At 56.1% G+C, this 18,903-nt stretch carries 16 protein-coding genes; 8 read left to right on the top strand and 8 right to left on the bottom strand.

Annotated elements, in window-relative coordinates:
• The first annotated feature begins 34 nt into the window (after nucleotides 1–34).
• Genes fhuC through fhuB form a run of 3 tightly spaced genes read left to right on the top strand, consistent with a single transcriptional unit; the run spans nucleotide 35 to nucleotide 3,701 of the window.
• The gene (gene fhuC, locus AM410_RS02950; RefSeq protein ID WP_041162431.1) at nucleotides 35–832 is read left to right on the top strand and encodes a Fe3+-hydroxamate ABC transporter ATP-binding protein FhuC; all 798 of its coding nucleotides are present in this window, start codon (nucleotides 35–37) and stop codon (nucleotides 830–832) included.
• The gene (fhuD, locus tag AM410_RS02945) at nucleotides 832–1,722 is read left to right on the top strand and encodes a Fe(3+)-hydroxamate ABC transporter substrate-binding protein FhuD (RefSeq protein ID WP_108647489.1); all 891 of its coding nucleotides are present in this window, start codon (nucleotides 832–834) and stop codon (nucleotides 1,720–1,722) included. The genes fhuC and fhuD overlap by 1 nt, the downstream gene beginning before the upstream one ends.
• The gene (gene fhuB / locus AM410_RS02940; RefSeq protein ID WP_108647487.1) at nucleotides 1,719–3,701 is read left to right on the top strand and encodes a Fe(3+)-hydroxamate ABC transporter permease FhuB; all 1,983 of its coding nucleotides are present in this window, start codon (nucleotides 1,719–1,721) and stop codon (nucleotides 3,699–3,701) included. The genes fhuD and fhuB overlap by 4 nt, the downstream gene beginning before the upstream one ends.
• 56 nt (nucleotides 3,702–3,757) lie before the next feature.
• Here the strand turns inward: fhuB and hemL are convergent, their stop codons facing one another.
• Nucleotides 3,758–5,038, bottom strand: coding sequence for a glutamate-1-semialdehyde 2,1-aminomutase (gene hemL / locus AM410_RS02935; RefSeq protein WP_073397193.1), 1,281 nt, complete (start codon nucleotides 5,036–5,038; stop codon nucleotides 3,758–3,760).
• Between the two features lie 177 nt (nucleotides 5,039–5,215).
• On the opposite strand from hemL, the gene clcA reads away from it, so the two are divergent.
• On the top strand, nucleotides 5,216–6,616 hold the full coding sequence (clcA, locus tag AM410_RS02930) for a H(+)/Cl(-) exchange transporter ClcA (RefSeq protein WP_049023084.1): 1,401 nt from the start codon (nucleotides 5,216–5,218) through the stop codon (nucleotides 6,614–6,616).
• Between the two features lie 85 nt (nucleotides 6,617–6,701).
• Nucleotides 6,702–7,046 carry an iron-sulfur cluster insertion protein ErpA gene (gene erpA / locus AM410_RS02925; RefSeq protein ID WP_013095643.1) on the top strand — a complete coding sequence of 115 codons (345 nt, stop codon included), beginning with the start codon at nucleotides 6,702–6,704 and terminating at the stop codon, nucleotides 7,044–7,046.
• Between the two features lie 56 nt (nucleotides 7,047–7,102).
• Here erpA and AM410_RS02920 read toward each other — a convergent pair whose 3' ends face one another.
• The 3 genes from AM410_RS02920 to mtnN are packed head-to-tail and all read right to left on the bottom strand — an operon-like array spanning nucleotide 7,103 to nucleotide 9,245.
• On the bottom strand, nucleotides 7,103–7,726 hold the full coding sequence (locus AM410_RS02920) for a TRIC cation channel family protein (RefSeq protein ID WP_073397196.1): 624 nt from the start codon (nucleotides 7,724–7,726) through the stop codon (nucleotides 7,103–7,105).
• Between the two features lie 27 nt (nucleotides 7,727–7,753).
• On the bottom strand, nucleotides 7,754–8,554 hold the full coding sequence (gene btuF / locus AM410_RS02915; RefSeq protein WP_025205196.1) for a vitamin B12 ABC transporter substrate-binding protein BtuF: 801 nt from the start codon (nucleotides 8,552–8,554) through the stop codon (nucleotides 7,754–7,756).
• On the bottom strand, nucleotides 8,547–9,245 hold the full coding sequence (mtnN, locus tag AM410_RS02910; RefSeq protein ID WP_014168692.1) for a 5'-methylthioadenosine/S-adenosylhomocysteine nucleosidase: 699 nt from the start codon (nucleotides 9,243–9,245) through the stop codon (nucleotides 8,547–8,549). The genes btuF and mtnN overlap by 8 nt, the downstream gene beginning before the upstream one ends.
• Before the next feature lie 82 nt (nucleotides 9,246–9,327).
• Between mtnN and dgt the strand changes: the two genes are divergently transcribed.
• The 3 genes from dgt to cdaR all read left to right on the top strand — a co-directional run bounded on the left by dgt (nucleotide 9,328) and on the right by cdaR (nucleotide 13,722).
• Complete coding sequence (gene dgt / locus AM410_RS02905) at nucleotides 9,328–10,842, top strand: dGTPase (protein ID WP_032679637.1); 1,515 nt, start codon at nucleotides 9,328–9,330, stop codon at nucleotides 10,840–10,842.
• 131 nt (nucleotides 10,843–10,973) lie between these two features.
• Nucleotides 10,974–12,410, top strand: coding sequence for a serine endoprotease DegP (gene degP, locus AM410_RS02900; RefSeq protein ID WP_032679638.1), 1,437 nt, complete (start codon nucleotides 10,974–10,976; stop codon nucleotides 12,408–12,410).
• A 154-nt stretch (nucleotides 12,411–12,564) separates the two neighbouring features.
• Nucleotides 12,565–13,722 (top strand): DNA-binding transcriptional regulator CdaR, encoded by a 1,158-nt coding sequence (gene cdaR / locus AM410_RS02895; protein ID WP_020882613.1) that lies wholly within the window; start codon nucleotides 12,565–12,567, stop codon nucleotides 13,720–13,722.
• A 90-nt stretch (nucleotides 13,723–13,812) separates the two neighbouring features.
• Here the strand turns inward: cdaR and AM410_RS02890 are convergent, their stop codons facing one another.
• The 4 genes from AM410_RS02890 to map form a co-directional block, all read right to left on the bottom strand.
• A complete protein-coding gene (locus tag AM410_RS02890; protein WP_014168696.1) occupies nucleotides 13,813–14,199 on the bottom strand; it encodes a DUF3461 family protein in 387 nt (128 codons plus the stop codon).
• A 111-nt stretch (nucleotides 14,200–14,310) separates the two neighbouring features.
• Entirely contained in the window at nucleotides 14,311–15,135 is an 825-nt protein-coding gene (dapD, locus tag AM410_RS02885) for a 2,3,4,5-tetrahydropyridine-2,6-dicarboxylate N-succinyltransferase (protein WP_020882614.1), read from the bottom strand.
• Nucleotides 15,136–15,167: 32 nt separating this feature from the next.
• Nucleotides 15,168–17,843: a bifunctional uridylyltransferase/uridylyl-removing protein GlnD gene (gene glnD / locus AM410_RS02880; RefSeq protein ID WP_073397198.1), complete on the bottom strand. Its 2,676-nt coding sequence runs from the start codon at nucleotides 17,841–17,843 to the stop codon at nucleotides 15,168–15,170.
• A gap of 63 nt (nucleotides 17,844–17,906) precedes the next feature.
• Nucleotides 17,907–18,701 carry a type I methionyl aminopeptidase gene (gene map, locus AM410_RS02875; protein WP_014168699.1) on the bottom strand — a complete coding sequence of 265 codons (795 nt, stop codon included), beginning with the start codon at nucleotides 18,699–18,701 and terminating at the stop codon, nucleotides 17,907–17,909.
• Between the last annotated feature and the right edge of the window lie 202 nt (nucleotides 18,702–18,903).

The raw sequence follows: 18,903 nt of genomic DNA, 5'->3' as shown, positions 1-18,903 counted from the left end.
GTTCGCCGTGCCCTTTTTATTTAAGTTGGCCGATATGCAGGATAATCAAACGCAATCCGACACCACCTTCACGCTCAATAATCTCTCCTTTCGCGTGCCCGGACGCACCCTGCTGCATCCGCTCTCTTTGACCTTCCCGGCAGGTAAAGTGACAGGCCTGATTGGTCACAACGGCTCTGGTAAATCAACGCTGCTCAAAATGCTTGGCCGCCATCAGCTGCCGTCAGAAGGCGATATCCTGCTGGACGGTCAGCCGCTGGAGAGCTGGAGCAGTAAAGCCTTTGCCCGCAAAGTGGCGTATCTGCCGCAGCAGTTGCCGCAGGCGGAGGGGATGACCGTGCGTGAACTGGTGGCGATTGGGCGTTATCCGTGGCACGGCGCGCTTGGCCGTTTCGGCGTGGCCGACAGAGAGAAAGTGGAAGAGGCGATTGCGCTGGTGGGGCTAAAACCGCTGGCCCACCGTCTGGTAGACAGCCTGTCAGGAGGGGAACGTCAGCGCGCGTGGATAGCAATGCTGGTGGCCCAGGACAGCCGCTGCCTGCTGCTCGACGAACCGACCTCTGCGCTGGACATTGCCCATCAGGTCGACGTGCTTGCGCTGGTGCATCGTTTAAGCCAGCAGCGCGGTCTGACGGTTATCGCGGTCCTGCATGATATCAACATGGCCGCGCGTTACTGCGATTACCTCGTTGCCCTGCGCGGCGGTGAGATGATCGCCCAGGGGACGCCATCTGAACTGATGCGCAGTGAAACGCTGGAACACATTTACGGTATTCCAATGGGGATTTTGCCTCACCCTGCCGGGGCTGCACCGGTGAGCTTTGTGTACTGATGCTGGATTCTATGTTGATGAGTCGCCGTCGTCTGCTGACGGCAATGGCGCTTTCACCGCTGCTGTTAAAAATGAATACCGCGCGTGCGGCTGCGGTCGATCCACACCGCATTGTGGCGCTGGAATGGTTGCCGGTAGAGCTGATGATGGCGCTGGGCGTTACGCCCTATGGTGTGGCGGATATTCCCAACTACAGGCTATGGGTGAATGAGCCGAGGCTACCGGACTCGGTAATCGACATCGGCCTGCGCACCGAGCCAAATCTCGAACTGCTCACCCAGATGAAGCCGTCATTCCTGTTCTGGTCTGCAGGTTACGGCCCGTCAGAAGAGACAATGGCACGGATTGCCCCCGGCCGTGGTTTCTCCTTCAGCGACGGTAAAAATCCGCTGGCGATGGCGAAAAACTCCCTCCACGAGATGGCACAGTTCCTTAACCGTGAGGTTGAGGCCAAAAAACATCTCGACGATTTTGATGCCCTGATTAACGCCCTGAAGCCGCGTTTTGCTCAACGGGGCGATCGCCCGCTGCTGATGGTGACGCTGCTGGATGCCCGCCATATGCTGGTCTTTGGGAAAAACTGCCTGTTCCAGGACGTGCTCGACAGTTTTGGTATTCGTAATGCCTGGGAAGGGGAGATGACCTTCTGGGGCAGCACAGCCGTGGGGATTGACCGTCTTGCGGCATTTCGCGATGTGGATGTGTTGTGCTTTGACCACGGCAACGAGCGGGAGATGCAAACCCTTATGGCGACGCCGCTCTGGCAGGCAATGCCGTTTGTGCGTGAAAAACGGTTCCTGCGCGCACCTGCGGTATGGTTCTACGGCGCGACGCTTTCTGCCATGCACTTTGCCCGCGTGCTGGACAACGCGCTGGGAGGCCAGGCATGAGTAAGCGTATTGCCCGTTTCCCGGCACTGTTACTTTGCCTCATTTTCCTGTGCGCGCTGGTATTGACCTGGTTCAATCTGTCGACGGCCTTACCGCGCGACCAGTGGCGTGCGGCGCTGGTGACGCCAGATATCGATAATATTCAGCAAATGCTGTTCCACTACAGTCTGTTGCCGCGCCTTTCGATTTCGCTGCTGGTCGGTGCGGGATTAGGGTTGGTGGGCGTTTTATTCCAGCAGGTACTGCGTAACCCTCTGGCCGAGCCGACGACGCTTGGCGTGGCGACCGGGGCACAGCTTGGGATCACGATTACCACACTCTGGGCGTTGCCTGGGGCATTGACCTCGCAGTTTGCTGCCCTCGCCGGTGCGTGTGTGGTGGGCGCGCTGGTATTCGGCGTCGCCTGGGGCAAACGTCTCTCCCCCGTTACGCTTATTCTTGCGGGGCTGGTGGTGAGCCTGTACTGCGGCGCGATTAATCAGCTGCTGGTGCTGTTCCATCACGATCAGCTGCAAAGCATGTTCCTCTGGAGCACCGGTACGCTCACCCAGACCGACTGGAGCGTCGTGCAGCGTCTGTGGCCGCAGCTCGTCGGTGGCGTCGTGTTGATGCTGCTGCTCTTGCGCCCGCTGACGTTGATGGGTCTTGACGATGGCGTGGCGCGTAATCTGGGGCTGGCGCTGTCGCTGGCCCGTCTGGGGGCGCTGACGCTGGCGATTGTGCTCAGTGCCCTGCTGGTAAATGCGGTAGGCATCATCGGGTTTATCGGGCTATTTGCGCCGCTGCTGGCAAAAATGCTCGGTGCGCGCCGCCTCCTGGCGCGCCTGATGTTAGCCCCGCTGATTGGCGCGTTGATCCTCTGGCTTTCCGATCAAATCATTCTCTGGCTGGCACGCGTCTGGATGGAAGTGTCTACCGGTTCGATGACGGCGCTTATCGGTGCACCGCTGCTGCTGTGGCTGCTGCCGCGTCTGCGCAGTATCAGCGCGCCAGCGATGGATGCTGGCGATAAGGTCTATGCTGAGCGCCAGTCAGTGCTGGGGTTCAGCCTTGCCGGGCTGGCAGTGCTCATTGTTATCTCATTTGCCGCGCTCGCTTTCGGACGCGATGCGGTGGGCTGGCACTGGGCGTCTGGGGATCTGCTTAACGAACTCATGCAGTGGCGCTGGCCGCGCATTCTCTCGGCGTTAATCGCCGGGGTCATGCTGGCGGTGGCGGGCTGTATTATCCAGCGTCTGACCGGTAATCCGATGGCCAGCCCGGAGGTTCTGGGTATCAGTTCTGGTGCCGCCTTTGGCGTGGTTCTGATGCTGTTCCTGGTGCCAGGAAATGCCTTCGGCTGGTTGATGCCTGCCGGGAGCGTTGGCGCGGCGGTGACGCTGCTGATCATCCTCATTGCCTCCGGGCGTGGTGGGTTTTCCCCTCACCGGATGCTGCTTGCCGGGATGGCGCTCAGCACGGCATTTACCATGCTGCTGATGATGCTGCAGGCGAGTGGCGATCCGCGTATGGCCAAGATCCTGACCTGGATCTCCGGTTCAACGTACAGCGCCACCGGCAGCCAGGTCGTGCATTCCGGGATTGCAATGATCGTATTGCTGGCGATGGTGCCGCTGTGCCGTCGCTGGATGACCATTCTGCCGCTGGGCGGCGAGACCGCGCGTGCGGTGGGGATGGCCCTGGCGCCGTCCCGTATCGGGTTACTGCTGGTGGCCGCATGCCTCACGGCAACGGCCACCATGACCATCGGCCCGCTGAGCTTTGTCGGCTTAATGGCGCCGCACATTGCCAGAATGATGGGCTTTCGTCGCACGATGCCGCACATTGTGATGTCGGCGCTGACGGGGGGCGTAATACTGGTGGTTGCCGACTGGCTGGGGCGGATGGTGCTGTTCCCGTACCAGATACCTGCCGGGTTGCTGTCGACGTTTATCGGGGCGCCGTACTTTATCTATTTGTTGAGAAAGCAAAGCAGGTAGAAGGGCGGTGGGGTATTGCCCTCTCCCGGTGGAGAGGGCAGCAGATCGTTTCTGTCTTACAACTTCGCAAAGACCCTGTGCGCAGCATCGATAGTCTTATTGATATCGTCTTCGCTGTGCGCGACGGACATAAAGCCTGCTTCAAACGCGGATGGTGCCAGGTAGACGCCTTCTTCCAGCATCAGATGGAAGAAGCGCTTGAAGCGTTCAACGTCACACTTCACCACATCCTGATAGCAGGTCACGGTTTTCGCATCGGTGAAGAAAATCCCGAACATCCCACCAACGTGGTTTACCACCAGAGGAATACCGGTTTCTTGCGCGGCCTCCAGCAGGCCGTTGGCCAGTTGAGATGTCAGATCGGTCAGGGTTTCGTGAATACCCGGCTGCGCGACTTCGGTCAGACAGGCGAAACCTGCGGCCATCGCAATCGGGTTGCCGGAAAGGGTACCCGCCTGGTAGACCGGGCCAGTCGGCGCCAGCGCTTCCATCACCTCTTTACGTCCCCCGAATGCACCGACAGGCATGCCGCCGCCGATGATTTTGCCAAGGCACGTCAGGTCCGGCTCTACGCCGTAGTAAGACTGTGCCCCCGCCAGCGCGACGCGGAAGCCGGTCATCACTTCGTCGATGATCAGCAGAGCGCCAAACTCATCGCACAGGGCGCGCAGACCCGGCAGGAACTCCGGCTGCGGAGGAATGCAGTTCATGTTGCCTGCGACAGGTTCAACGATGATGCAGGCAATCTCCTGCGGATACTGCTCGAAGGCTGCCCGAACGGTGTTCAGATCGTTATAGGTGCAGGTCAGGGTATGCTTCGCAAAGTCAGCCGGTACGCCCGGTGAGTTCGGCTGACCGAGGGTCAGCGCGCCGGAGCCGGCTTTTACCAGCAGGCAGTCCGCATGACCGTGGTAGCAGCCTTCAAATTTGATGATCTTGTCGCGGCCGGTAAAGCCACGTGCCAGGCGGATCGCGCTCATGGTGGCCTCGGTACCGGAGTTCACCATACGCACCATGTCCATAGTCGGGACCAGTTCGGTGACCAGTTCCGCCATTTTCACTTCCATCTCGGTTGGCGCGCCGAAGCTCAGGCCGCGCTGGGCGGCTTCAATCACCGCATTGCGGATAGCAGGATGGTTGTGACCCAGCACCATCGGACCCCAGGAGCCGACATAATCGATATAGGCTTTGCCATCGACATCATACAGATACGCGCCGTCAGCACGTTCGATAAACAGCGGCGTACCGCCTACGCCGGTAAAGGCGCGAACAGGCGAATTCACGCCACCTGGGATAAGCTCGCGGGCTGCACTGTAGAGGTTTTCAGACTTGCTCATGGCGTCGTTCCTGGTTCGTATAAAATGATTAAGCACACTATTCTAAGTGATCCTCGGAAGGTAATGAAATTTTTGCCCCCTTTCATGCCCAAACAATTGTTAAGTATTTTTCACGGGATGATATTACGCACTCTGGTAAAATCCCTGCGGTTATTTGTATGACGAAAAGAAACGGTAATGAAAGCAGACACTCATTCTTATACTGAACAGCAGTTCAGACGTGCGCAGCACCGTATCAGCATCCGGCGCTTGCTTAATCGTGATAAAACGCCGCTGGCTATCCTGCTGGCCGCTGCCGTGGTCGGCGCAATTGCCGGGCTGGTGGGTATCGCCTTCGAAAAAGCGGTTAACGCGATAATGAACTGGCGAATTGGAACCGTGGCGGGTTTTGCCTATAGCGGTGGATGGGTATGGGTGTGGGCCTTTGGCTTATCTGCGCTGTTTGCCATGGTGGGCTATTTCCTGGTTCGTAAATTTGCGCCGGAAGCGGGCGGTTCCGGGATCCCTGAAATAGAAGGCGCACTGGAAGAGCTGAGGCCGGTTCGCTGGTGGCGCGTCATCCCGGTAAAATTTATCGGTGGCATGGGAACGCTCGGGGCAGGCATGGTGCTCGGGCGCGAAGGACCAACGGTGCAGCTGGGCGGAAACGTTGGGCGCATGGTCGGCGATCTGTTTCGCATGCGCAGCGCGGAGGCGCGACATACGCTACTGGCAACGGGGGCGGCGGCCGGCCTTTCGGCGGCGTTCAACGCACCGCTCGCGGGGATCCTGTTCATTATTGAAGAGATGCGGGCACAGTTTCGCTACAACCTGATCTCGATAAAAGCGGTATTCACTGGCGTCATTATGTCGAGCATTGTCTTTCGCATTTTTAATGGCGAAGGGGCGGTGATTGAGGTGGGGAAACTGACCAATGCGCCGGTGAATACGCTGTGGCTGTACCTGATTCTCGGCATGATTTTTGGCGTGGTCGGCCCGCTGTTTAACACGCTTATCTTACGCGCTCAGGATATGTTCCAGCGCATTCACGGTGGGAATACTACCCGCTGGGTATTGATCGGCGGACTGCTGGGCGGCGGCTGCGGCGTGCTCGGCTTCATTGAGCCCAATGCCGCAGGCGGTGGCTTCGGGCTGATACCGATTGCCGCGGCGGGTAATTTCAGCATTGGTCTGTTGCTGTTCATGTTTATTTCGCGGGTGATTACCACCGTATTGTGCTTCTCCTCCGGTGCGCCTGGCGGTATTTTTGCCCCGATGCTGGCGCTGGGTACGCTTCTGGGAACCGCGTTTGGCATGGTCGCTGCTGCCGGATTCCCGGCCTATCATCTGGACGCCGGGACCTTTGCTATTGCCGGAATGGGCGCGCTGCTGGCGGCGTCCCTGCGCGCGCCGTTGACCGGCATCGTGCTGGTTCTGGAGATGACGGATAATTACCAGCTCATTTTGCCAATGATCATTACCTGTCTCGGCGCGACACTATTAGCCCAATTCCTGGGTGGAAAACCGCTATACTCCACCATTCTTGCCCGTACCCTGGCAAAACAAGAGGCCGAGCGGGCCCCGACGCAGAATACTTGAATGAATTACCAGGGTATTAGATAATGACATAAAGAATTGGGTGAATTTTACCCAATAGCAGTAGCAGTATTCATGGGAGCATAAGATGAGTGATGACGTAGCGTTGCCGCTGGAATTTACCGAAGCAGCAGCCAACAAAGTGAAAACCCTGATTGCCGACGAGGACAATCCGGATCTGAAACTGCGTGTCTATATTACCGGTGGCGGCTGCAGCGGCTTCCAGTATGGTTTTACCTTTGACGATCAGGTCAACGACGGCGATATGACTATCGAGAAGCAGGGCGTTGCGCTGGTGGTTGACCCGATGAGCCTGCAGTACCTGGTGGGTGGTTCGGTGGATTACACTGAAGGCCTGGAAGGTTCGCGCTTCGTTGTGACTAACCCGAACGCGACAAGTACCTGTGGATGTGGCTCTTCGTTCAGCATCTGACAGGGATGCAGTCGTAAGCCCGGTAAGCGTAGCGCCACCGGGCTTATAAACAACGCTTATCGTGCATTATCATCCAGCGCAAACGTCGGCAGCTTCAGATGCCAGCGTATCGCCGCTAACCGTATCCCCAGCGTGACCACCATACCCAGCATGGCTGCATTTTCTAGCGGCATCGCAAAGGTGTAATACGCCGTCGCGTGAACAATCCCACCAATAATACACGCCGTGGCATAGATTTCGGTACGCAGGATCATGGGAACTTCACGCGCCAGAATGTCGCGAATAATCCCGCCGCCGACCCCGGTTAACACGCCCATGCAGATGGCCACCATCGGGCCCGTTCCCGCATTGAAGGCTTTATTGACCCCGATGCCCACAAAGACGGACAGACCGACGGCATCCAGCACCGGGAGTATCCATTTCGGTAACCGGCGGGGTTGGCGAACCAATACGATGGTCAACAGACAGGTGACCATCGCCACCACCAGATCGGTTGGATCTTTCACCCAAAATACCGGGCCATTCGCCAGGGCCATATCACGTATCGTCCCGCCACCCACGGCGGTGACCACGCCCAGCACCAGCACGCCAAACGGATCCATGCGCAGTTTTCCGGCGAGTAAAACGCCGGAGATAGCAAAAACGGCTGTGCCAAGAATATCCAGCCAATAAACGAGCATCGTTAAATCCTCGAGCGGGGTATGTTGTTAGTGACTCTCTGCCAGCGCGGCACAGAGCTGTTTTGCGGCGAGGATAATACGCGGGCTGGCGCGTTCAAACCAGTCACTGGTGAGGGGGATCACCGGTATTTTTAGCTGACGTTGCCAGAATTGTTCAATTTTAGGAATCTCGCTCGCATTTCCGACCACCACGATGGCCTGTGGCTGGCGTGCGAGCACCTGTTCCCGGCTGACCTGAGGCCACGGCACCCGGCTGGCTGCAAAGATGTTTTCACCGCCGCAGATTTCCAGCACCTGATTCTGAATGGATCCTTTCCCGGTGGTGAACAGCGGCTGGCTGCCAAATTGCAGGAAGATGCGTTTTTTGACGGGGGTATCGTAGCGGGATTTCAGCGCGGCATAGTCGCTGAGCATCTGTTTCGCGGCATTCTCGGCTTTTGCTGGAGTAGGACTGTAGGGGGCCAGAGAACGCAGCGCCTGAGCGACCTGCTCAATGCTCACCGCATCAATCCACATCACCTTGATCCCAAGCGAAGAGAGCTGGTTGACCTGCCGCTCGGCGTTACCGCCGCGCCAGGCGAGCACGAGATCGGGTTTAAGCGCCACGATGCGCTCAATGTTCATCCCTTGCCAGGTCGCCACCTGTTCAATATGGGCCGCTTGCGGAGGGTAATCCGAAAAGCTGCTCACGCCGACAGGCGTGATCCCGGCGGCAAAGGCCAGTTCGGTGTTTGCCGGAGAGAGCGTAATCACACGCGGCGCGGCAAATAGCCATGCCGGTGCGAGAAAAAGCAGGGCGACCAGCGCCCTGATGTATGGATTACCCACGAGCCAGTTTCTGCACCAGGCGCTCCACCATCACGGTGGACTGTTTTGCCGCAACGGTCAGGAACTCGTCGAAGCTGATATGAGACTGCTGGTCAGCCACGTCGGAGATGGCGCGAACCACCACGAACGGAACGTTGAAGTTATGGCAAACGTGAGCAATGGCGGTCGCTTCCATCTCAACGGCAACGGCCTGAGGGAAGTTATGACGAATTTTCGCCAGGCCGACGGAGCCATTGATGAACGCATCACCGCTGACGATCAGGCCGCGTACCGCGTTGAGGTTCAGCTCAGCGATGCAGCTTTCAGCCGCCGCAATCAGTTTGTCATCGGCTTTAAACCCGGCCGGGCAACCCGGAAGCTGACCGTATTCGTAGCCGAATGCGGTAACGTCTGCATCGTGGTAACGCGCTTCATCGGAAACAACGATATCACCCACTTTCAGCGTCGACGCCAGGCCGCCTGCAGAACCGGTGTTAATGATAACGTCCGGCTTGCAGCGTTCGAGCAGCAGGGTCGCGCCCAGCGCAGCAGCAACCTTACCGATGCCTGATTTCAGCAGAGCGACGTCAACGCCATTCAACTGGCCGGTATAGATCTCACAGCCACCGAGGGAGAGAGTCTGACGGTTCTCAATTTTGTCACGCAGCAGCGTAACTTCTTCTTCCATTGCACCAATAATGCCGATTTTCATAGATTTACTCGCGATGTGCCTTGTTAAGATGCATAGTCTATCATGCGGTTAAGAGGAAACGCATTCTCACGCGGGGGAGCACATGTCACCAATCGATTTTCGCACCAAAATTAACTGGCACCGACGTTTCCGTTCGCCGCAGGGCGACAAGAGCGAGCATGAGATCCTGCGTATCTTCGAAAGCGATCGTGGGCGGATCATAAACTCGCCGGCAATCCGTCGGTTACAGCAAAAAACCCAGGTGTTTCCGCTTGAACGTAACGCTGCGGTGCGCACGCGCTTAACGCATTCTATGGAAGTTCAGCAGGTTGGCCGCTACATTGCCAAAGAGATTTTAAGCCGTCTCAAAGAGCAGCAGCTTCTCGAAACCTATGGGCTGAATGAGCTGACCGGGCCGTTTGAGAGCATCGTTGAGATGGCCTGCCTGATGCATGACATCGGTAACCCGCCCTTTGGTCATTTTGGCGAAGCCGCCATAAATGACTGGTTTAAACAGCGGCTTTATCCTGCTGATGCGGTAAGCCAGCCTCTGAGCGATGACCGCTGCCTGGTGCGGGATTTACGCCTGCGCGAAGGTGAAGACGCGCTGAACGACCTGCGGCGTAAAGTCCGTCACGACCTCTGTCACTTCGAAGGCAATGCGCAGGGGATCCGGCTGGTCCACTCCCTGATGCGTATGAACCTGACCTGGGCACAGGTGGGGTGCATCCTGAAATATACGCGACCGGCATGGTGGATGGGCGAGACGCCCGCGTCGCACAGTTATTTGATGAAAAAGCCGGGCTATTATCTTTCCGAAGAAGCCTATATTGAGCGCCTGCGTAAAGAACTTTCTCTGACACCAAACGGCCGCTTCCCCTTAACCTGGATTATGGAAGCTGCCGACGACATTTCATATTGTGTTGCCGACCTGGAAGACGCCGTTGAGAAAAGAATATTCAGCGTCGAAGAACTTTATCAGCATCTTTATGAGGCCTGGGGAACGCATGAAAAAGGCTCGCTGTTTGCTCAGGTTGTCGAAAATGCCTGGGAGAAATCGCGTTCAAATACATTAAGCCGCAGCACGGAAGATCAGTTCTTTATGTATTTACGGGTCAATACATTAAATAAACTGGTGCCGTATGCCGCCTCGCGCTTTATTGACAACCTGCCGTTAATTTATAGCGGCGAATTCAACCATGCGTTGCTGGAAGATGACAGCAGCTTTAGCCAGCTTCTTGAGCTCTATAAAAATGTGGCCGTGCGTCATGTTTTCAGCCATCCGGATGTCGAACAACTTGAGCTGCAGGGATACAGGGTTATCAGTGGGTTACTCGAAATCTATCGGCCTCTGCTGCAGTTATCCGTCGACGAGTTCAGCGAGCTGGTGGAAAAAGAGCGCGTGCGGCGAATACCGATCGAATCCCGGCTTTATCAGAAACTCTCAACCCGCCACCGTCTGGCTTATGTCGAAGCCATTGGCAAGCTGGATCGTCAGTCGCCCCAGTGGCCGGTGCTGGAATATTATTATCGCTGCCGTCTTATCCAGGACTATATCAGCGGGATGACAGATTTGTATGCCTGGGATGAATACCGCAAGCTCATGGCGGTGGAATAAGCACGGAGTTTTGTAAAGACGGCCAATAAATTTTTACCTTTTCCATAAACTTATGGCCGGAACTAAGCGGTATAAAATGAATCTGAGTTACACAGCAATTTTGCGTTATCTGTAAATCGAGATTAAGACACATGAAAAAAACCACATTAGCAATGAGTGCACTGGCTCTGAGTTTAGGTTTAGCGCTGTCTCCTCTGACTGCTACTGCAGCTGAGACCGCATCGTCGGCAGCGACCGCGCAGCAGATGCCAAGCCTGGCACCGATGCTCGAAAAAGTGATGCCATCGGTGGTGAGTATTAACGTTGAGGGCAGCACAACCGTCAATACGCCGCGTATGCCGCGTAACTTCCAGCAGTTCTTTGGTGATAACTCACCTTTCTGCCAGGACGGTTCGCCATTCCAGAGCTCCCCGTTCTGTCAGGGCGGTGGTGCAGGGGATGACACCCAGGGGGGTGGCCAGCAGCAGAAATTCATGGCGCTTGGCTCGGGTGTGATTATAGATGCGGCGAAAGGCTACGTCGTGACCAACAACCACGTTGTTGATAACGCCAACAGCATTAAGGTCCAACTGAGCGACGGGCGTAAATTTGATGCCAAAGTGGTCGGGAAAGACCCGCGCTCCGATATCGCGTTGATCCAGATTCAGGATCCGAAAAACCTGACGGCGATTAAAATTGCCGACTCCGATGCGCTGCGTGTCGGTGATTATACCGTCGCTATCGGTAACCCGTTCGGTCTGGGTGAAACCGTAACCTCGGGGATTGTTTCCGCGCTGGGTCGTAGCGGTCTCAACGCCGAAAACTATGAAAACTTCATCCAGACGGATGCCGCCATCAACCGGGGTAACTCCGGCGGTGCGCTGGTGAACCTGAACGGTGAGCTGATTGGTATCAACACCGCGATCCTTGCACCAGACGGTGGCAATATCGGGATCGGCTTTGCTATCCCAAGTAACATGGTGAAAAACCTGACCGCGCAGATGGTGCAGTATGGCCAGGTGAAACGCGGTGAACTGGGGATTCTGGGTACCGAACTGAATTCCGAACTGGCTAAGGCGATGAAAGTTGACGCCCAGCGCGGTGCATTTGTCAGCCAGGTGATGCCGAACTCCTCCGCGGCGAAAGCGGGCATTAAAGCGGGTGATGTCATCACCTCCCTGAACGGGAAACCGATCAGCAGCTTTGCCGCGCTGCGTGCTGAAGTGGGCTCCATGCCGATTGGCAGCAAAGTCACCCTCGGCCTGCTGCGCGACGGTAAACCGGTTAACGTGAGCCTGGAACTGCAGCAGAGCAGCCAGAATCAGGTTGATTCCAGCACCATCTTCAGCGGCATTGAAGGCGCCGAGATGAGCAATAAAGGTCAGGACAAAGGCGTTGTGGTGAACAACGTTAAAGCGAACAGCCCGGCTGCGCGCATTGGCCTGAAAAAAGGCGATGTGATCATGGGTGCGAACCAGCAGCCAGTGAAAAACATTGCTGAACTGCGCAAAATTCTGGACAGCAAACCTTCCGTGCTGGCGTTGAATATTCAGCGTGGTGATACCTCAATTTACCTGCTGATGCAGTAATCCTCTCAGGCCCCTGTTTCAGATGAGCAGGGGCTTTTCACCTTTCTGTGACCTTTTCCACAACTCCATACTTCTCCCTTTCACTTTGTGCATTCGCACAATGCAGCGGTAGCTGAACTTCCCTATGCTTGAGCTCTGCTCACAGGAGGGTTACATGGCTGGCTGGCATCTCGATACCAAAATGGCGCAGGATATTGTGGCACGCACCATGCGCATCATTGATACCAATATCAACGTAATGGATGCCCGTGGGCGCATTATTGGCAGTGGCGATCGTGAGCGTATTGGGGAATTGCACGAAGGGGCGCTGCTGGTGCTCTCCCAGGGGCGGGTGGTGGACATCGACGATGCGGTGGCGAAACACCTGCACGGTGTCCGTCAGGGCATCAATTTACCGCTGCGTCTTGAGGGGGAAATTGTTGGCGTTATCGGCCTGACCGGCGAGCCGGAGTCGCTGCGAAAATATGGCGAACTGGTCTGTATGACGGCTGAGATGATGCTTGAGCAGTCGCGCCTGATGCATCTGCTCGCCCAGGACAGCCGTCTGCGTGAAGAGCTGGTGATGAACCTGATTCAGGCGGATGAGCATACCCCTGCACTCAATGAATGGGCGCAGCGCCTGGGAATCGATCTGAATCAGCCGCGCGTCGTGGCGGTAATTGAGGTGGACAGCGGCCAGCTTGGCGTCGACAGTGCGATGGCTGAGCTGCAGCAGCTGCAAAATGCGCTGGCGACGCCGGAACGCGATAACCTGGTGGCGATTGTCTCTCTGACGGAAATGGTGGTGCTCAAGCCCGCGCTGAACGCGTTCGGGCGCTGGGATGCAGAAGATCATCGTCGTCGCGTGGAGCAGTTGATTGCCCGCATGAAGGAGAATGGTCAGCTTCGTTTTCGCGTCGCGCTGGGCAATTATTTCACCGGTCCGGGCAGTATTGCCCGCTCCTGGCGTACTGCCCGCACCACCATGATGGTGGGTAAGCAGCGGATGCCGGAAAGCCGCAGTTATTTCTATCAGGATCTGATGCTCCCGGTGCTGCTCGACAGCCTGCGCGGTGGCTGGCAGGCCAATGAGCTGGCACGTCCGTTAGCGCGCCTCAAGGCAATGGACAACAACGGTCTGTTGCGTCGGACGCTGCAGGCGTGGTTCCGTCATAACGTACAGCCGCTGGCAACGTCGAAAGCGCTGTTTATACATCGCAATACGCTGGAATATCGACTGAACCGGATTTCGGAGCTGACAGGACTGGATCTGGGGAGCTTTGACGACAGGCTGCTGCTTTATGTGGCGTTACAGCTCGATGAGCAGAGATGAGTGAAATACGGCCTGATGCCCTTACGCCATCCCTTTCCACGGGAGAGGGCGCAAACACTAAAACGGCAATCAAAGATTGCCGTTTTGCGTTTATTTCCGGGTAAGCTTTTCAAGATCCGCTTCGATTTCGCTAATCTTGTTGGTGACAACGCTTTCAAGGTGACGCAGATCGTCGAGGATCTTACGTTTGAGATCGACTTCAGTGCGGTCGCGCTGACAGATCTGATCGAGTTCATCGATCACATAGCGCAGATTAGGGCTGATTTCCTGAACTTCTTTGTATCCCTGTCCTACACCGTCAGCGACGACGGTCTTACGCTGGCGTGGATATTTAAACTTCACGCTCTTGGCGAAAAACTCTCCTTTGTCCTTGTGAAAATAGATTTTCAGAATGTCGTTATTAGCTTCCTGGCGAAGGCTGTAACGATCAATTTCATCAGGATTGGTAATGCCCAGACTTTTCAGATTATCGTACATAGCGGTACCCTTGATCTCAACATAACCTTTGAATAATTAACGAAAAAATCTATTTTCGCCACCCTCAGATATGAAAAAAGCGGGGTGGCCCCCGCTTTTTGTTATATCCGATTAATCGATGGTGCGCAGCAACTCATTGATGCCCACCTTACCGCGGGTTTTCGCATCAACTTTCTTCACGATAACCGCACAGTACAGGCTGTACTTGCCATCTTTTGACGGCAGGTTGCCGGAGACCACAACGGAACCGGCCGGCACGCGACCGTAGTGAATTTCACCGGTCTCACGATCGTAAATACGGGTGCTCTGACCGATGTAAACGCCCATCGAGATAACGGAGCCTTCCTCAACGATCACGCCTTCCACCACTTCAGAGCGCGCGCCGATGAAGCAGTTATCTTCGATGATGGTTGGATTAGCCTGCAGTGGCTCCAGTACACCACCGATACCCACGCCGCCGGACAGGTGAACGTTTTTACCGATCTGCGCGCAGGAGCCGACGGTTGCCCAGGTATCCACCATGGAGCCTTCGTCTACGTAAGCACCGATGTTAACGTAGGAGGGCATCAGCACGGTGTTACGCGCGATGAACGCACCCTGACGTACGGCCGCTGGCGGTACTACGCGGAAGCCTTCTTTCTGGAAGCGAGCTTCGTCGTAGTCAGCGAATTTCATAGGGACTTTATCGAAGTAGCGGCTTTCTGCTCCGTCGATAACCTGGTTATCATTGATACGGAAAGAGAGCAGCACGGCTTTCTTCAGCCATTGATGAGTTACCCACTGACCGTCGATTTTTTCTGCTACACGTAGCGCGCCGGAATCCAGCAGAGAAATAACCTGATTAACCGCTTCACGGGTAACGGTATCCACATTTGCCGGAGTAATCTCGGCGCGACGCTCAAAAGCGGACTCAATAACGTTCTGTAACTGCTGCATTGTTTACTCTTTCCATTTCACTAAAAAACACGTCACCCTTTATCGTTTGGATTGAGGGCTGCTGTCAACCGTTGTTGCACTTCAAGTTGCAGGTCATTATTAAGGGCACGCCGGTCGGCGGTGGCGATTATAAATAAATCTTCTACTCGTTCGCCAATGGTTGTAATTCTGGCCCCGTGAAGCGAAATTCCCAGATCGGCAAAAACCTGGCCGACGCGGGCGAGCAGCCCAGGCTGGTCGAGCGCGATCAGCTCCAGGAACGATTTACGATCGGTGTGGGTCGGCAGGAAATTGACCTCGGTATCGACGGTAAAGTGGCGTAATTTCGACGGCTGACGACGCGGCTGCGGTGGCTGCCAGCTGCGCTGGGTGATCGCCTGTTCCAGGCCAAAACGTATCCCTTCATGGCGGTCCGACGACAGCGGGCTTCCGTCTGGCTCCAGTACAATAAAGGTGTCCATCGCCATGCCGTCCCGGGTGGTGAAAATCTGCGCGTCGTGAACGCTCAGATTACGCCTGTCCAGTTCGGCACAAACCGCAGCAAACAGATAAGGCCGATCCGGGCTCCAGATAAAGATCTCGGTACCGCCGCGCGTGGCCTGCGGACTGAGGAGGATCATCGGCTGCGATAAATCATGCTGAAGCAGATGTCGCGCATGCCAGGCAAGCTGGTTTGGGCTGTGGCGGACAAAATAGTTGGCACGACAGCGCGCCCAAATCTGATGCAGCGCCTCTTCATCAATGTTATCCATCCGCAACAGCGCCAGCGCCTGCAGCTGATGATGGCGTACACGCTCGCGCATGTCCGGGGTGTTTTGCATCCCGCGGCGCAGCTGTTTTTCGGTGGCAAAGTACAACTCGCGCAACAGGCTTTGCTTCCAGCTGTTCCACAGCGTTTCGTTGGTGGCACAAATATCGGCTACCGTCAGGCAGACCAGATAGCGCAGGCGGTTTTCCGTCTGAATCTCTTCTGCAAACTGCTTGATGACCTCCGGATCCTGAATGTCACGACGCTGCGCGGTGACGGACATCAGCAGGTGATGGCGTACCAGCCAGGCAACCAGCTGCGTCTCGCGAGAGTTCAGTCCATGCAGTTCGGCAAATTTCAGCACGTCCTGCGCGCCGAGCACCGAGTGGTCACCGCCGCGACCTTTGGCGATGTCGTGGAACAGGGCGGCAATCAGGATCAGTTCCGGGTGGGTAAGACGTGGCCACAGTTCGACGCACAGTGGGTGACGTGAGCGTGTCTCTTCTCTGGCAAAGCTCTCCAGCTTGAGCATGACGCGGATCGTGTGTTCATCCACCGTATAGGCGTGGAACAGATCGAACTGCATCTGCCCGACGATATGTGACCACTGTGGCATATAGGCCCACAGCACGCTGTGGCGATGCATCGGCAGAAGCCCACGGCTGACGGCACCCGGATGGCGCAACATACTGAGAAAAAGGGATCGGGCTTCCGGGATATAGCACAGTGGCTGCGTCAGATGACGGCGCGCATGGCGCAGATGACGCAGCGTTGTGGAGTAGATCCCGGTAATCGCGCTGTTGCGAACCATGGTGTAGAACATCCGCAGGATCGCTTCCGGCTCACGGATAAACAGCGTTTCGTCGCGCAGATCGATAAGCGTGCCGCGCAGCTGGAATTCATCATCGATCGGCCGCGGTTTTTCGTCCGCCGTCAGGGCCAGAATCGCTTCGTCGAACAGCTGCAGCAGCATCTGGTTCAGTTCAGTGACGCGACGGGTAACGCGGAAGAAATCCTTCATCATGTGCTCAACCGGCTCGTTACCTTCACCGCGGTAGTTGAGGCGCTGCGCCACGCTGAGCTGACGGTCAAACAGCAGACGGTTATCGTAGCGGCTAAGCTCGAGATGCAGGGCAAAACGGATCCGCCAGAGCAGGTGCAGACACTCATTCAGCTCGTTTCGCTCAGCCTCGGTTAAAAAGCCGAAGCCAACCATCTCGTCCATTGAGGTGGCGCCAAAGTGGCGGCGGGCCACCCACTGCAGCGTGTGAATGTCGCGCAGTCCGCCCGGACTGCTTTTAATATCCGGCTCCAGGTTATAGCTGGTGCCGTGGTAGCGCTGGTGACGCTGATTCTGCTCCTCGACCTTCGCGGCGAAGAATTTTTCTGAAGGCCAGAAGCCGTCGCTGAAAATGTGTTTTTGCAGTTCCAGGAACAACGCAACGTCGCCAATCAACAGGCGGGTTTCAATCAGGTTGGTGGCGACGGTCAGGTCAGATAATCCTTCGAGCAGGCACTCTTCCAGCGTGCGCACGCTGTGGCCCACTTCAAGCTTCACATCCCACAGCAGCGTCAGCAGTTCACCAATTTTCTGCGCCTGTTCATCCGGCAGTTTTTTGCGGCTTAAAATCAGTAAGTCGATATCGGAAAGCGGATGAAGCTCACCGCGGCCATAGCCCCCGACGGCGACCAGTGCCACGTCACTGATCTGCCCAAACCCGTAATCAATCCACAGACGCTGCAGGAGCTGGTCGATAAACTCGGTGCGTGCTTCAATGAGCTGCTCCGCGGAGATGCCGGCATCAAATGCGCTTCCGAGCCAGCGCTGGAAGACATCCATATGCGCCTTGATACCGGCGCAGGTCAAATCCTGCTGGGGCCAGACGCCCGGGTTATCGGGCTGGTCGGGTAGGGTGGGAAGTGCTGTGTTAGCATACTGTTCGGGTAAAAGATTACTCATCGTGCGCCACCCATAAGAAAAAGCTATAGCCATTAAAAAAGCCGGCATCTGCCGGCTTTTTTATCATTCATCGTGCGTGAGTATCGCCGGGATGGTATCATCCTTGCGCAACGTCATAATTTCGCAGCCGTTGTCTGTTACCACAATAGTATGCTCGTACTGCGCAGACAAGCTTCTGTCTTTGGTTTTCACCGTCCAGCCATCTTTCATGGTGCGGATGCGGTAATCACCGGCGTTGACCATCGGCTCGATGGTGAAGGTCATGCCTTTTTGCAGTACCACGCCGCCGTCATCCGCATCATAGTGCAGAACCTGTGGCTCTTCGTGGAAGACACGACCAATGCCGTGGCCGCAGTATTCACGCACAACGGAGAAACCTTCCGCTTCAACGAATTTCTGGATAGCGGCCCCGATGGTGCGCAGGCGAATGCCGGGTTTAACCATTTTCAGCGCCAGGTAGAGGCTTTCTTGCGTCACTTTGCACAGACGCTCGCCCAGAATCGTCGGCTTGCCCACGATGAACATCTTAGAGGTGTCACCGTGGTAGTCATCTTTAATGACCGTCACGTCGATGTTGACGATGTCGCCATCTTTGAGCAGTTTTTCGTTGTCCGGAATACCGTGACAAACCACTTCGTTAATCGAAATGCAGACGGATTTCGGGAAACCATGGTAGCCAAGGCAGGCGGAGACCGCGTGCTGCTCATTGACGATATAGTCGTTACAAATGCGGTCCAGTTCACCCGTGCTAACGCCCGGCTTCACGTACGGCTCGATCATTTCCAGCACGTCTGCGGCCAGACGACCGGCGACGCGCATCTTTTCAATTTCTTCAGGTGTCTTAATAGAGATAGCCATGTAATCTGTCCATCAGTGTCGATTTTTTCGACAATACTAGTCTAAGTGTCGTTAATGGTATCAGTCAGGCGCACCCCGTGCCAAATTGAGAATCATTAACAGCACACTCGGCCAACAACTGTTGGTTTCTGGTCGTGTTTTGTGGTATAAAGCGCGCCGGACTTCCGATCCATTTCAGATACACAGGCTGGACGGAAGCGAC

It is taken from the genome of Enterobacter cloacae complex sp. FDA-CDC-AR_0164, from assembly GCF_003071645.1.
In the GTDB taxonomy this organism is placed as follows: Bacteria; Pseudomonadota; Gammaproteobacteria; order Enterobacterales; family Enterobacteriaceae; genus Enterobacter; species Enterobacter ludwigii.
The sequence above is the reverse complement of the archived record's forward strand: the minus strand, read 5'-3'. Positions and strand labels throughout refer to the sequence as shown.